General features: G+C 59.0%; 10 protein-coding genes and 1 pseudogene. 8 read left to right on the plus strand and 3 right to left on the minus strand.

Features of this window, described 5'->3' with window-relative positions; genetic code table 11:
- A pseudogene (locus D8V06_RS03230) lies at positions 1–1,034 on the plus strand (RNA polymerase-binding ATPase); the annotation flags it as partial.
- A gap of 222 nt (positions 1,035–1,256) precedes the next feature.
- On the opposite strand, the gene D8V06_RS03235 reads toward D8V06_RS03230, so the two are convergent.
- On the minus strand, positions 1,257–2,606 hold the full coding sequence (locus D8V06_RS03235; RefSeq protein ID WP_130930428.1) for an MFS transporter: 1,350 nt from the start codon (positions 2,604–2,606) through the stop codon (positions 1,257–1,259).
- A gap of 292 nt (positions 2,607–2,898) precedes the next feature.
- On the opposite strand from D8V06_RS03235, the gene D8V06_RS03240 reads away from it, so the two are divergent.
- The gene (locus D8V06_RS03240; protein ID WP_277751286.1) at positions 2,899–5,115 is read left to right on the plus strand and encodes a bifunctional diguanylate cyclase/phosphodiesterase; all 2,217 of its coding nucleotides are present in this window, start codon (positions 2,899–2,901) and stop codon (positions 5,113–5,115) included.
- On the opposite strand, the gene D8V06_RS03245 is transcribed toward D8V06_RS03240, so the two are convergent.
- Positions 5,072–5,968 (minus strand): NAD(P)-dependent oxidoreductase, encoded by an 897-nt coding sequence (locus D8V06_RS03245; RefSeq protein WP_177434342.1) that lies wholly within the window; start codon positions 5,966–5,968, stop codon positions 5,072–5,074. The genes D8V06_RS03240 and D8V06_RS03245 overlap by 44 nt on opposite strands.
- Before the next feature lie 198 nt (positions 5,969–6,166).
- Here D8V06_RS03245 and D8V06_RS03250 point away from each other — a divergent pair, with 198 nt between their 5' ends.
- Positions 6,167–8,365 carry a hypothetical protein gene (locus D8V06_RS03250; RefSeq protein ID WP_130930431.1) on the plus strand — a complete coding sequence of 733 codons (2,199 nt, stop codon included), beginning with the start codon at positions 6,167–6,169 and terminating at the stop codon, positions 8,363–8,365.
- Positions 8,366–8,660: 295 nt separating this feature from the next.
- Here the strand turns inward: D8V06_RS03250 and D8V06_RS03255 are convergent, their stop codons facing one another.
- Entirely contained in the window at positions 8,661–8,966 is a 306-nt protein-coding gene (locus tag D8V06_RS03255) for a DUF2288 domain-containing protein (protein WP_056856111.1), read from the minus strand.
- Positions 8,967–9,316: 350 nt separating this feature from the next.
- Between D8V06_RS03255 and D8V06_RS03260 the strand changes: the two genes are divergently transcribed.
- From D8V06_RS03260 to D8V06_RS03280, 5 genes are all read left to right on the plus strand, one after another.
- A complete protein-coding gene (locus D8V06_RS03260) occupies positions 9,317–10,444 on the plus strand; it encodes a branched-chain amino acid ABC transporter substrate-binding protein (protein WP_056856112.1) in 1,128 nt (375 codons plus the stop codon).
- A 233-nt stretch (positions 10,445–10,677) separates the two neighbouring features.
- Entirely contained in the window at positions 10,678–11,601 is a 924-nt protein-coding gene (gene livH, locus D8V06_RS03265; RefSeq protein WP_056856113.1) for a high-affinity branched-chain amino acid ABC transporter permease LivH, read from the plus strand.
- Complete coding sequence (locus tag D8V06_RS03270) at positions 11,598–12,854, plus strand: high-affinity branched-chain amino acid ABC transporter permease LivM (protein ID WP_056856114.1); 1,257 nt, start codon at positions 11,598–11,600, stop codon at positions 12,852–12,854. The genes livH and D8V06_RS03270 overlap by 4 nt, the downstream gene beginning before the upstream one ends.
- Positions 12,851–13,618, plus strand: a complete 768-nt coding sequence (livG, locus tag D8V06_RS03275; protein ID WP_056856115.1) for a high-affinity branched-chain amino acid ABC transporter ATP-binding protein LivG — start codon at positions 12,851–12,853, stop codon at positions 13,616–13,618. The genes D8V06_RS03270 and livG overlap by 4 nt, the downstream gene beginning before the upstream one ends.
- Complete coding sequence (locus D8V06_RS03280; RefSeq protein WP_034146751.1) at positions 13,619–14,320, plus strand: ABC transporter ATP-binding protein; 702 nt, start codon at positions 13,619–13,621, stop codon at positions 14,318–14,320. It begins immediately after the preceding gene.
- Positions 14,321–14,449 lie beyond the last annotated feature (129 nt).

The following is a 14,449-nucleotide window of genomic DNA, read 5'->3' on the forward strand; positions in this document are numbered from 1 at the left end:
TCCAGTGGTACCACGAAGCGCTGAACGCGTTCCTCAACACCTGCCCGACCGGCAATGCCTTGCAGCACCAGTTCGGCCCTCGCCTGCTGCCGCTGCTGGAAGAAGCCGACGACGGTGAGTGGCAAGCGCTGATCGACGAGGCCCGCACTGAGCGTGAGCGTCTGGAAGCTGAATTGCACACCGGCCGTGACCGCTTGCTGGAGCTCAACTCCGGTGGCGCTGGCGAAGGCGACGCGCTGGTCGAAGCCATTCTTGAACAGGACGACCAGTTCGCCCTGCCGATCTACATGGAAACCTTGTTCGACGCCTTTGGCATCGACAGCGAAGACCATTCGGAAAACGCGCTGATCCTCAAGCCGAGTGAAAAAATGCTCGACGCCAGCTTCCCGCTGGGCGACGACGAAGGCGTGACCATCACATACGACCGCAATCAGGCGTTGTCCCGCGAAGACATGCAGTTCATCACCTGGGAACACCCGATGGTCCAGGGTGGCATGGATCTGGTGCTGTCCGGCTCCATGGGCAACACCGCGGTGGCGCTGATCAAGAACAAGGCGCTCAAACCTGGCACGGTACTGCTGGAACTGCTCTACGTCAGCGAAGTGGTCGCCCCGCGCTCGTTGCAACTGGGCCGCTACCTGCCGCCCGCTGCACTGCGCTGCCTGCTCGATGCCAATGGCAACGACCTGTCGCCCCGGGTGTCGTTCGAGACCCTGAACGACCAACTCGAAAGCGTCCCGCGCGCCAGCGCCAACAAGTTCATCCAGGCCCAGCGCGATCAACTGACCCCGCGGATCAATGCCGGCGAAGACAAAATCTTCCCGCGTCATGCCGAGCGCGTGGCAGAGGCACAACGCCGCCTGGCCGCCGACACCGACGAAGAACTGGCACGCCTGACCGCGTTGCAAGCGGTCAACCCGACCGTGCGTGACAGCGAACTGGTTGCGTTGCGCAAACAACGCGAGCAAGGCCTGGCGATGCTCGACAAGGCGGCTCTGCGACTGGAAGCGATCCGGGTGTTGGTGGCGGGTTAAGTCCCCTGCTCCAACGCTGAAAAAAAAAGGCCCGCAATACTGCGTAAGCTGTTCACTTAAGAGAACGTTAGCATCCTGTGGCGAGGGAGCTTGCTCCCGCTGGGCTGCGCAGCAGCCCCCTTCAGGGCCGCTTCGCGCCCCAGCGGGAGCAAGCTCCCTCGCCACAAGTACAGTGGTCGTCCTTAAGTGAACAGCAATACTGCGGGCCTTCTTTTTTGGATCTTATGCCGTCGCCACAGCCCCCTCAGGCACAACCACCCCTCCCAATCCATCCTTCATCCGCTTGGCATCGCGCACAAAACACCGCGACGCCAACACCAGAAACACCATGGTGAAAAACAGCGCTACCGGAATCAGGTACATCGCGTCGTGCAGGCCGACGGCCTTGAACGCTTCGGTCATTTGCCCGGCGCCCGCGGCGAGCATCGCCGTGTGGGCGAAGTGGTCGGACAGTGCGCCGACAACCACCGGCCCCAACCCGCCGCCCAGCAGATACAACCCGGCAAAGAACAGCGCCATTGCCGTTGCCCGCAGACGCGGTTCGACCACGTCCTGAATCGCCGTGTACACGCAGGTATAGAAGTTGTAGGCAAACAACCAGCCCAGGCTGAATACCGCCACGAATACACCGATCTCGATCCGCCCCGAATGCAGCGCCCACGCCGTGCAGACCGTGGAGATGATCAGGCTGAACGCCGCAAACAGCAGGCGACCATTGGCGATTCGCTGATGAATCTTGTCGGCGACCCAGCCCCCCAGCGTCAGGCCGAACAAACCGGTCACGCCGACGATGACACCGGTCGCGACTGCGGCTTCCTGCAATGGCATCAGGAAGTAACGCTGCAGCATCGGCACCAGGAACGAGTTGCAGGCATAGGTGGCGAAGTTGAAGCACAGCCCGGCCATGACCAGCCAGAGGAAGGTGGGTACCGCCAGCACCCGACGGATTGGCCGATCAACCTTTTCCTGGGAAACCTGCACGGTTTCCGCGGCGCCGCGCTTGGGCTCCTTGATGAAAAACATGAAGACGGCGAGGATCAGTCCCGGTACGGCGGCAATGAAGAACGGTGCGCGCCAACTGTCGAAGGCCTTGACCATCGCACCGATGGTGAAGAACGCCAAGAGCAGGCCCAAGGGCAGGCCAAGCATGAAAATGCCCATGGCCCGTGCCCGACGGTGAGCCGGGAACAGATCGCCAATCAGCGAATTCGCCGCGGGCGCATAGCTGGCCTCGCCGATGCCGATGCCCATGCGCACGATCAGGAAACTCCAGAAACTTCCCACCATGCCGTTGACCGCCGTCAGCCCGCTCCAGGCTGCCAGCCCCCAACCCATCAGTTTTGCGCGCGAGCCGGTGTCGGCCATTCGCCCCAGAGGCAGGCCGGCAATGGCGTAGACGATTGTGAACGCGGTGCCGATGATCCCCAGTTGAAAGTCGCTGAGGTGCCATTCCATGCGGATCGGTTCGATGATGATGGCCGGAATGGTGCGATCGAAAAAGTTGAACAGGTTGGCCAGGAACAGCAGGAACAGAATGCGCCAGGCATTCGCCGCTTGGGTCGAGTTCTGCATGGGTCCGTCTCTTTTATTGTTATGGGGCTTCACTGCCAGTGCATCCGAGCCCGGAACCTGCAATCTAGTCAGGCGCCCCACCGCTGTCTGTAATTATTCGTAAAGCTGATACCCAGCCATCGTCTCCGGCGCGGCCTGTGCAACATTTTATTTCCAAACGATCTAGGGTTCATTCCAAAAGGATTGCAGGACAATGTGCCACTATCGCTTGCGTTCCGTATGTGACCTCTATACTCCATGACATTCGCTGGCGTTGATTGCGCCAGCCAGGAAGTAATCGATGGGGCATGCTATGGAGTGGCTTGGTCTGCATTTCATTACCGAGCTGCCAGAGAGTGGGCAGGTCATACTCAACTGCATACATGACCCTTTTCTGGTGCTTTTGGCTTATCTGGTTGCCTGTGCTGGCAGTTTTGCCACGCTGGACATGGCCGAGCGGGTGGCTCATGCAGAAAAGAAGGCGTCACAGCGACTCTGGCGCTGGGTCGGCGCCGGATGCCTCGCGGGCGGAATCTGGGCCATGCACTTCATCGGCATGCTGGCGTTCCAGGCACCGATAGATATCCACTACCAGTTGCCCATTACCCTCGCCTCTCTGCTGATCGCCCTGCTCGCTTCGTGGCTGGCGATGCACACCCTCAGCCTTGCGCAGTTGAGCTTCTGGCAATGTTTCAGGTCAGCCATCGGTGTCGGCCTGGGCATCGCCGCCATGCATTACGTGGGCATGTCTGCACTGAGTTCGCCGGCGCAGGCCTACTATCAACCGCTGTTGTTCGGCCTGTCGATCGTGATCGCTATCGGCGCCAGCATGGCGGCCCTGTTGCTGTCGAGTTACTTGCGCAACGAAACAGGGACGTTTCATCAACTGCTCAAGTACGGTGCCAGCCTGGTACTCGGGGCGGGGATCATCAGCATGCATTTCACCGGCATGGCTGCCTTCAATCTGGTGCTGCCCAGCGACAGCCTCCTGGCTCAGCCCGGAGAAAACAATCACTTTCAACTCGGCCTGACCGTAGCGATCATGACGCTGCTGATCATCGGTAGCAGTATCAGCGCGGCGCTGGCGGACAAAAAGTTGCAACACAAGGAACACGATTTGCAACGGGTCAACTCGTTGCTCAGCCAACTGGACCAGGCGCGCATGTCCCTGCAACAGGTGGCGCACTACGATCCATTGACCAACCTGATCAACCGTCGCGGTTTCAACCAGCTGTTCGCCGAGAAACTCAGCGAGAAAACCCACGAGGGCGGCAGGCTCGCGGTCCTGTTCCTCGATATCGACCACTTCAAGCGGATCAACGACAGCCTTGGCCACGATGCCGGCGATGAGTTGCTCAAGGTCATTGCCGGGCACATCAGAAGCTCCATACGCAGTCACGCCGATGTGGTTGCGCGCTTCGGTGGCGATGAGTTCTGCATCCTCATCGACCTGCATGATCGAGAAGAAGCGCGGCACATGGCCCAGCGCATCATGCAAAAAATGAAAGAGCCCATTGAACTTGCCGGACGGCGCATGGTGATGACCACCAGCATCGGCATCAGCGTGTTTCCGGAAGACGGCAAATCCTGCGAAGAGCTGTTGAAAAACGCCGACCTGGCGCTGTATCAGTCCAAGGGCAGCGGTCGCAACGGTCTGAATTTTTTCAGCGCCAACCTCAAGGCCCGCGCCACGCTGGAACTGCAACTGGAAGAAGAACTGCGTTACGCCCTGCGTGAAGACACCGGCCTGATGCTCTATTACCAACCGATCTACGACCTGAAAACCGGCCAGGTCAGCAAACTCGAAGCGTTGATTCGCTGGCAACACCCGACCCACGGCTTCCTCGCCCCGGACCGTTTCATCACCATTGCCGAAGCCAACGGCCTGATCACCGAACTGGACCATTGGGTATTGCGCAAGGCGTGTGAAGACCTGGGCGAGCTATCGCGGCAAGGCTGCGAGGTGCTGAGGATCGCCGTCAATTGTTCGCCCTTGAGCCTGGCCCGCGAAGAGTTGTCTGCTGAAATCGAACGGGCGCTGCGGGACGCCGGGGTCGCGCCGCAACGGCTGGAACTGGAAGTGACCGAGAACGCACTGATGGGCAACATCGCCGATACGCTGGTGCTGTTGCGGCAGATTCGCGCCCTCGGCGTGTCACTGTCGATCGATGATTTCGGCACCGGTTATTCGTCCCTGGCGTATCTCAAGCGCTTGCCGTTGAACACTCTGAAAATCGACCGTTCGTTCATCCAGGACATTCCCAACTCGACTCAGGACATGGAAATTGTCCAGGCGATCATCGCCATGGCCCACACCCTGCACCTGGAAGTGGTGACCGAGGGCGTGGAAACCTTCGAGCAGTACCAGTTTCTTGAAGGCGCCAGTTGCGATTACGTTCAGGGTTACCTGCTCAGCCGTCCGGTACCGCTCGCCGAATTGCTCCCGGTGCTGAATGAAATCAATCAGCGCAAACACTCCTACTCAGTCACGACACTGAGTCTGGTGCACGGTACATCTGCACTAATGTAGACGGGTCTTTTTCCAGATTCCCCTGGGCGCCGTGCAGGCGCATCAATTGCGCCGCCAGACCGCTGACCGGAGTTGCCGAGCCCTGTTCGCGGGAAAACTTCACCGCCGTGTCCAGGTCCTTGAGCAAGGTCCGCACGTGCCACTTCACCGGTTCGAAACGACTGTCGGCCATTTGAGGAGCCAGGATCTGCAGCGGCTTTGAATCGGCAAAGCCACCGGCCAGCGCTTCGGCGATCAAATTGGCATCGACACCCGAACGCTCTGCCAGGGCCACCACTTCGGCAATTACCAGCGCGTTGCAGGCAACGATCATCTGATTACAGGCCTTGGTCACTTGCCCGGCTCCGACCGCCCCCATGTGCGTCACGCGCTGGCCGAGGCTCAGCAAAACCGGTTTAACCCGCTCAAGCGCCGCCCCGTCGCCACCGACCATGATCGCCAGGCTGCCAGCCTGCGCCCCGACGACACCGCCAGACACAGGCGCATCGAGCCAGCCCATGCCGGTTTTGCTGACGAGCTCAGCTGCCATTTCACGCGTTGCCGTCGGTTCCAGGCTGGAAAAGTCCACCAGCAACTGGCCATTTTTCGCACCCTCGATCACTCCCGCGGTGCCGAATACCACCTCGCGCACCACCGCCGTGTCCGCCAGGCACAGCATCACCACGTCGGCGTGCTGACACAGTTCGGCCGGGGTCGCGACCTGACGTGCCCCGGCCTCGACCAGCGGCGCGCACTTGGCCGGATTGCGATTCCACACCGTCAGCGGGTAACCCGCCGCGAGCAATCGCTGGCACATCGGCAACCCCATCAAGCCAATTCCGGCAAAACCCAGCGAAGGTAGCATTGACATCATTTTGCCTCCTTTTGATTAAAGATCGCCAAATCTTGGCCGATTTATCATGACTTAGGAAAGGATTCCCCCGAGCGACGTTCAGGCCACGGCACTGACGCTTGGGCCAAATACGCGCTGATAAAAGACGCGAGATCTTATTCCGTGACGGTTTGACGACAGCCTGTCGCCCGACCAACCAGCCCAGGTACATGGCGAACAATGACTTCTAAAAATAACCCGGCCACCGCGATTTCCGACCTGACGCTGAGCCCGGCGGCGAACAGCCCCGCACCGTCGAAGCCATTGCCGCCATCGCGCCCGCTGGCGAGCCAGCAATACCTGTACTTCACCGAAACCAATACCGACCGTATCCTCGACAACCTCGACGGCCTGCGCGACATGGTGTTCCCGCGTCCGCCCCACCTGGAAGGCGACAACGAACAGTACAGCGATCAGGAATTCCCGTCGGTGTGCCTGATCGGCCTGGGCCGCTGCGGTTCGAACATTGCGCTGGATGTCGCGGAGCTGGTGTACAACGCCCGCAAGTTCTACCTCAACGAATTCAACAGCGAAGATCGCCTGTCGCCGGACAAACGTTTTGCCGAAAAGGGCTACAGTCCGGCCCAGTGGATCCGCAACAACCTGCGCCTGGGCCAGAACAAAAACACCAAGCCGGTATTTCTGGTCGAGCCACTGGTGATGCTCGGCGACCTGGACAAAGACATCGCCGGTCGCATCCGCTTCTCGCGCAAAGGCGAAAAAAGCGGCTTCCTGCGCGATTACAGCAAAATGAAAATCATGGACTTGTCGGAAGTCCATGCCGGTGGCGCCGGTAACGCGCCGATTCTCGGCCAGTACCTGGCCAAGATCATCCTGAACAAGGACACCCAGCGTTTCTCCAGCCCTGACTGGAAAATGATTCACTCGTACCTGATCGACAGCTGTGGCATCAAGGCCAACCAGTCGCGCCTGTATTTCTCGATCTTCAGTGCTGGCGGCGGTACCGGTTCGGGCATGGCCTCGGAATTCGGCCTGGCCCAGCAGCACTCGTACATGAACAAGACGTTCGACACCAAACCGATGGACGAGCACGACAGCAAGAGCGGCCACTCCTTCGTCTTCGAACCGATCTTCACCAGCGGCATCTGCGTACTGCCGAACATTTCCGATCATCGCAGCGAAATGTCCGAGGCGCTGCACATCAACGCCGGGCGCCTGCTGTGCAAATACCTGTCGGAAGAGTGGGACTTCTCCTACAACTTCGCCAACGAAGACAGCAGCGAAGCCAGCGTCATGGGCCGTATCCGCCCATGGAACGCAATGATGCTGATCTCCAACGACATCATGCGTTATGCCGAGGAAAACGATGACGGCAACATCCAGAACATTGATGTCAATGCGATGGAAAAGCACGCCAATCAATACATTTCGCAGCAGATCTTCAACATTCTGACAGCGCAGGCGGTTACGACTGACTACGATCAGAACTATTTCCGCCGCGCCGGCATCGACATCGGCGAAACCATCCGCCTGGACGCCAACGACCTGTTCATGAGCCTGGCCGGCCCCGTGGCGATTGCCTATGCCGAATCCGTGGTGCCGGAAACCCCGCCGCCAAGCAGCGACAAATTCAAGGTCTTCGAGAAAGAGCCGCAGCGCCTGAACATCGACGACCTGTTCTTCCGCTCGATCGACCTGCCGCACTTCAACAAAGTCACCCAGGCCATCGAAGGCATCAGTCTGTTGCCGATCGAGTCCAAGCGTTATCGCGCATCGCTGGAGCAGTACAAGAATTCGGGTTATGACGCGGCCGCGTTGCACGACCTGCACTTCTTCAAGAATTGCTCGTCGGTGGTGTCGATTGTTTCATTGCCCAAAGACTACAAGCTGTCCTACATGGACCTGAACCGGTTGAAGACCCACCTCAACAGCCTGTTCCCCAACACCACGCTCAAGCGTTACGCGCTGGTGATCGGCGCCTCGGCCAACCTGTCGCTGACCACCCTGATCGCCAAGAGCCCGTGCCTGTCGGACGACTTCCTCACACTGATCGTGGCGTTCATCAAGCGCTGCTTCGCGAAGAATCCGTACCGTTTCGACGAGACGCTGGATAACTCGATTCTCGACTTCATCATTCAGGAAGACTTCGACGAGGGGCGGATCGACGACCTGCTCAACGAATTTGAAAACCCGGCGAAGATCCTCGATACCAACTGGTACGCGATCAAACCGATGTACGAGAAGAAATACCGCGAGCTGATCAACGACAAGGACAAGTTCGTTTCGATCAACGATATCCGCCTGTCCCGGGATTGCGTGAAGAAGGCAATCAAGTACCTGCGCGAGATCTACCGTCATCGCATAGGCAAGACCAAGGTTATTTCGTTGAATAACCATACGGGTAAAACCGCCTACTAAGCGTCTCCAGATCGTTCCCATGCTCCGCGTGGGAATGCCTCATCGGACGCTCTGCGTCCGCTTGGGACGCGGAGCGTCCCTGGCTGCGTTCCCACGCAGAGCGTGGGAACGATCACAATTCACCACTTTCCAACATCCAGAAACAATTAAGCAGCCCTCAGGCTGCTCTCTCAACTGTTCCCGTTACGTTTACGTCACCGTGAGGCTGTGGCCTTTCTCTACGGCAACCTGCCATCACGCTACTCGGCTACACACTTTCGGGCGGTCACACCGCGCACCATAAAGGTGCGCACTATCAGGACTGCGCCCTTTCCTGAATCATAATCCACGGCGAAACCACCACCGCCCACAGCTGCGGATCACGTTCAAAAAGATCCAGCGCCCGCGTTTCAGACAGCTTGGCGAGCTGGTCTTCGGCCAGCCAGGCAGCCACTTTCTCGCCTTCATCACTCGCTACGGCCTCTGCCGCGGCGATCAGATCCAGGCTCGCGTCGACCCATAATAGGGCACCCTTGGCAAAGAACGGCTCCAGTTCCTTCCAGGTAATAGATGCGGTTTCACCAAGCAGTTTGGCATAGAGGGTGCTAGGTTCTTCAGTCATGGGTCCGGTCCGGAAAAGAAATCGACGCAATGATAACGTCGGTGGTCTGGCAGAAAAACCCAGATGCAATTTGTGTCACTGAACGAAAAGAGCAGGAAGGCCAAGGAATGCACGGAATCTGGCTATAAGCCTTTCAACGCCCCGCCGCAATTCTGTCTTTTTCTTTCAAAATGGCGACACCCCCAAGTTTTGCCCCCTGGCGCCAGCTTCCCAGGCTGACAATCGGCGCTCTACACTGTACCGGTACAGTTGCCGGAGGGCATTTCCGGGGGATGTCGTAGATATCTGACCCGGTTCTGCTGCCAACGGCGCCAGGACTATAAAAACTACAACAGTAAGAGTGGAGCACTATGACTAAGGCTACTAAGCAGATTTCCAAACTGTTTGCCGCTATGGTTCTGGCCGGGGTTGCCAGCCATTCGTTCGCAGCTGACACCATCAAGATCGGCATCGCCGGCCCCAAGACCGGCCCTGTAGCCCAATACGGCGACATGCAGTTCAGTGGCGCCAAAATGGCCATCGAACAGATCAACGCCAAAGGCGGCGTAGACGGCAAGAAACTCGAAGCCGTTGAATACGATGACGCCTGTGATCCAAAACAAGCCGTGGCCGTAGCGAACAAAGTCGTCAACGACGGCGTCAAGTTCGTGGTGGGTCACCTGTGCTCCAGCTCCACTCAACCGGCTTCGGACATCTACGAAGACGAAGGCGTGATCATGATCACCCCGGCTGCCACCAGCCCGGACATCACCGCCCGTGGTTACAAAATGGTCTTCCGTACCATCGGTCTGGACAGCGCCCAGGGCCCTGCCGCCGGTAACTACATCGCCGACTACGTCAAACCGAAGATCGTTGCTGTTTTGCACGACAAACAGCAATACGGTGAAGGCATCGCCACCGCCGTCAAAACCACTCTTGAGAAGAAAGGCGTGAAAGTCGCCGTGTTCGAAGGCGTCAACGCCGGCGACAAGGACTTCTCTTCGATGATCGCCAAGCTCAAGCAAGCCAACGTCGACTTCGTCTACTACGGCGGCTACCACCCGGAGCTGGGCCTGATCCTGCGTCAATCCCAGGAAAAAGGCCTGAAAGCCAAGTTCATGGGTCCGGAAGGCGTGGGTAACGACTCCATTTCGCAGATCGCCAAAGACGCTTCCGAAGGCCTGCTGGTGACCCTGCCGAAATCCTTCGACCAGGATCCGGCCAACGTTGCCCTGGCTGATGCGTTCAAAGCCAAGAAAGAAGACCCGAGCGGTCCATTCGTGTTCCCGGCCTACTCGGCTGTGACCGTGATTGCCGACGGTATCAAGGCTGCCAAGTCCGAAGACTCCGCCAAAGTGGCTGAAGCCATCCACAAAGGCACCTTCAAGACCCCTACCGGCGACCTGAGCTTCGACGAGAAAGGCGACCTGAAAGACTTCAAATTCGTGGTTTACGAGTGGCACTTCGGCAAACCAAAAACTGAAGCCAAGCCTCAGTAAGGCGCTGCCTGACTGACTGCCAACAAAGCCCACGGCGTGCCGTGGGCTTTGTTTTACGAATGTATCTGGGCCGCGCTGGCGTGATCCGCCAGTCTCCCCACCTGAAAATCTCAAAACCGTCATCAGCGGTTCGCTGGCAAACCCCGAATTCGAAGTGGATGCAGATCCACGGGGCTCGGGCGGGAAAATGACTCCACCAGTGAAATGCGTATCAGGTTTTTAGGAGCGCTGTAATGCCTGACATCTATCACTTCTTCCAACAGCTGGTTAATGGCCTGACCATTGGCAGCACGTATGCCCTGATCGCCATCGGCTATACGATGGTTTACGGCATCATTGGAATGATCAACTTCGCCCACGGCGAGGTGTACATGATCGGTTCCTACGTGGCGTTCATCGCCATCGCCGGGCTGGCCATGATGGGACTCGACAGTGTTCCGCTGTTGATGACCGCCGCTTTCATCGCCACCATCGTGGTGACCAGTGCCTACGGTTACAGCATCGAACGGATCGCCTACCGCCCCTTGCGCGGCAGCAACCGTCTGATCCCGCTGATCTCCGCCATCGGTATGTCGATCTTCCTGCAGAACACGGTTCTGCTGGCGCAAGACTCCAAGGACAAATCCATCCCCAACCTGATTCCGGGCAACTTTGCCTTCGGGCCAGGTGGCGCACATGAAGTGCTGATTTCCTACATGCAAATCGTGGTGTTCGTGGTGACCCTGGTCGCCATGCTCGGCCTGACCCTGTTCATCTCCCGCTCTCGCCTGGGCCGCGCCTGCCGCGCCTGCGCCGAAGACATCAAGATGGCCAACCTGCTGGGTATCAACACCAACAACATCATCGCCCTGACCTTCGTCATCGGTGCCGCGCTGGCGGCCATCGCCGCCGTGCTGCTGAGCATGCAATACGGCGTGATCAACCCGAACGCCGGTTTCCTGGTCGGCCTCAAGGCCTTTACCGCAGCGGTACTGGGCGGTATCGGCAGCATTCCGGGCGCCATGCTCGGCGGGCTCGTGTTGGGTGTGGCGGAAGCCTTTGGTGCCGATATCTTCGGCGACCAGTACAAGGACGTCGTGGCGTTCGGCCTGCTGGTTCTGGTGCTGTTGTTCCGGCCAACCGGCCTGCTGGGCCGTCCGGAGGTTGAGAAGGTATGACTAGGAATCTTAAACAGGCGCTGTTCAGCGCCTTGCTGGTGTGGGCCGTGGCCTATCCGGTACTCGGTCTGAAGCTGACCATCGTCGGCATCAACCTCGAAGTGCATGGCACCAGCACCGCTACCCTGATCACCATCGCCGTGTGTTCGGTGCTGATGTTCCTGCGTGTGCTGTTCGACCAGCAGATCAGTTCGGCCTGGCGTTCTTCGCCAAGCATGCCGCTGATTCCGGCCAAGGCCAGCAACTTCCTGACCCTGCCGACCACCCAGCGCTGGATCATCATTGCGTTGATCGCCGGTGCACTGGTCTGGCCGTTCTTCGGCTCCCGCGGTGCGGTGGATATCGCCACGCTGGTGTTGATCTACGTGATGCTCGGTCTCGGCCTGAACATCGTGGTCGGCCTGGCTGGCCTGCTCGACCTCGGATACGTCGGTTTCTATGCCGTCGGCGCCTACAGCTACGCGCTGCTGTCGCACTACTACGGTCTGAGTTTCTGGATCTGCCTGCCGATTGCCGGCCTGATGGCGGCCACCTTCGGCTTCCTGCTCGGTTTCCCGGTACTGCGCTTGCGCGGCGACTACCTGGCGATCGTGACTCTGGGCTTTGGTGAAATCATCCGTCTGTTCCTGCGTAACCTGACCGATATCACCGGCGGCCCGAACGGCATCAGCAACATCGAGAAGCCAACGTTCTTCGGCCTGACCTTCGAACGTAAAGCCGCGGAGGGTCTGCAAACCTTCCACGAGTACTTCGGTCTGGAATACAACTCGATCAATAAGGTGATTTTCCTCTACCTGGTCGCGCTGTTCCTGGCACTGGCTGCACTGTTCGTCATCAACCGCTTGCTGCGCATGCCTCTGGGCCGTGCCTGGGAAGCGTTGCGCGAAGACGAAATCGCCTGCCGTGCGCTCGGTCTGAACCCGACGGTGATCAAGCTTTCCGCGTTCACTCTCGGCGCAGCATTCGCCGGTTTTGCCGGCAGCTTCTTCGCTGCCCGTCAGGGCCTGGTAACGCCGGAATCCTTCACCTTCATCGAGTCGGCGATCATCCTCGCCATCGTGGTGCTCGGTGGCATGGGCTCGCAGCTGGGCGTCATCCTCGCTGCCGTGGTGATGATCCTGTTGCCGGAAATGATGCGTGAGTTCAGTGAATACCGCATGTTGATGTTCGGTGCCTTGATGGTACTGATGATGATCTGGCGCCCTCAGGGTCTGCTGCCCATGCAACGTCCTCACATGGAGCTGCGCAAATGAGCCGCGAGATCCTTAAAGTAGAAAACCTGAGCATGCGCTTCGGCGGCTTGCTGGCGGTCAATGGCGTGGCCTTGAGCGTGAAAGAGAAACAAGTGGTTGCCCTGATCGGCCCCAACGGCGCCGGCAAGACCACCGTGTTCAACTGCCTGACCGGCTTCTACAAGCCGAGCGGTGGCAGCATCCTGCTGGACGGCGAGCCGATCGAAGGCCTGCCGGGTCACAAGATCGCCCTCAAAGGCGTGGTGCGTACTTTCCAGAACGTGCGGTTGTTCAAGGACATGACCGCGGTCGAGAACCTCTTGATCGCCCAGCACCGTCACCTGAACACCAACTTCCTGTCGGGCCTGTTCAAGACCCCGTCGTTCCGCAAGAGCGAACGCGAGGCCATGGACTTCGCCGAGTACTGGCTGGAAAAGGTCAACCTGAAAGAGTTCGCCAACCGTCCGGCCGGCACCCTGGCCTACGGTCAGCAACGTCGCCTGGAAATCGCCCGCTGCATGATGACCCGCCCGCGGATCCTCATGCTCGACGAACCGGCCGCCGGCCTGAACCCAAAGGAAACCGAAGACCTGAAGGCGCTGATCAGCGTGTTGCGTGAAGAGCACAATGTCACCGTGCTGCTGATCGAACACGACATGAAACTGGTCATGAGCATTTCCGACCACATCGTCGTGATCAACCAGGGTACCCCTCTGGCCGACGGTACGCCGGAACAGATCCGCGACAATCCTGAAGTGATCAAAGCCTACCTGGGGGAAGCGTAAATGCTGCAGTTCGAAAACGTTTCCACCTTCTACGGCAAGATCCAGGCCCTGCACAGCGTCAACGTCGAAGTCCGCCAGGGCGAAATCGTGACCCTGATCGGCGCCAACGGTGCCGGCAAGTCCACGTTGCTGATGACCCTGTGCGGTTCACCGCGCGCCCACAGCGGCAGCATCCGCTACATGGGTGAAGAACTGGTCGGCCAGGACTCCTCGCAGATCATGCGCAAGAGCATTGCCGTGGTGCCGGAAGGTCGTCGGGTGTTTTCTCGTCTGACCGTCGAAGAGAACCTGTCCATGGGCGGGTTCTTCACCGCCAAGGGCGACTACCAGGAGCAAATGGACAAGGTCCTCGGACTTTTCCCACGCCTGAAAGAACGCTTCAGCCAGCGCGGCGGCACCATGTCCGGCGGCGAACAGCAAATGCTCGCCATCGGCCGTGCGCTGATGAGCAAGCCCAAGCTGCTGCTGCTCGACGAGCCATCGCTGGGCCTGGCCCCGATCATCATCCAGCAGATCTTCGACATCATCGAACAGCTGCGCAAGGACGGCGTGACGGTGTTTCTGGTCGAGCAAAACGCCAACCAGGCGCTGAAAATCGCTGACCGCGCCTACGTTCTCGAGAACGGCCGGGTAGTGATGCAAGGCACTGGTGAAGCGCTGCTGACTGACCCGAAAGTGCGCGAAGCGTACCTCGGCGGCTAACTTCAGCGGTAAACAGAAAACGGCCTTCGGGCCGTTTTTCTTATCCTGCCAAACTCCCTTTACCGATCGTTCCCACGCTCTGCGTGGGAATGCAGCCCGGGACGCTCCGCGTCCCAAGCGGACGCAGAG

This window comes from Pseudomonas sp. Sample_24, from assembly GCF_004307605.1.
Lineage (GTDB): Bacteria > Pseudomonadota > Gammaproteobacteria > Pseudomonadales > Pseudomonadaceae > Aquipseudomonas.

Coding starts and splice junctions, on each gene's coding strand:
- D8V06_RS03245 (WP_177434342.1), bottom strand. CDS start 5,968: ATGATGTCAATGCTACCTTCGCTGGGTTTTGCCGGAATTGGCTTGATG.
- D8V06_RS03240 (WP_277751286.1), top strand. CDS start 2,899: ATGGAGTGGCTTGGTCTGCATTTCATTACCGAGCTGCCAGAGAGTGGG.
- D8V06_RS03255 (WP_056856111.1), bottom strand. CDS start 8,966: ATGACTGAAGAACCTAGCACCCTCTATGCCAAACTGCTTGGTGAAACC.
- D8V06_RS03270 (WP_056856114.1), top strand. CDS start 11,598: ATGACTAGGAATCTTAAACAGGCGCTGTTCAGCGCCTTGCTGGTGTGG.
- D8V06_RS03280 (WP_034146751.1), top strand. CDS start 13,619: ATGCTGCAGTTCGAAAACGTTTCCACCTTCTACGGCAAGATCCAGGCC.
- D8V06_RS03260 (WP_056856112.1), top strand. CDS start 9,317: ATGACTAAGGCTACTAAGCAGATTTCCAAACTGTTTGCCGCTATGGTT.
- D8V06_RS03235 (WP_130930428.1), bottom strand. CDS start 2,606: ATGCAGAACTCGACCCAAGCGGCGAATGCCTGGCGCATTCTGTTCCTG.
- livH (WP_056856113.1), top strand. CDS start 10,678: ATGCCTGACATCTATCACTTCTTCCAACAGCTGGTTAATGGCCTGACC.
- D8V06_RS03250 (WP_130930431.1), top strand. CDS start 6,167: ATGACTTCTAAAAATAACCCGGCCACCGCGATTTCCGACCTGACGCTG.
- livG (WP_056856115.1), top strand. CDS start 12,851: ATGAGCCGCGAGATCCTTAAAGTAGAAAACCTGAGCATGCGCTTCGGC.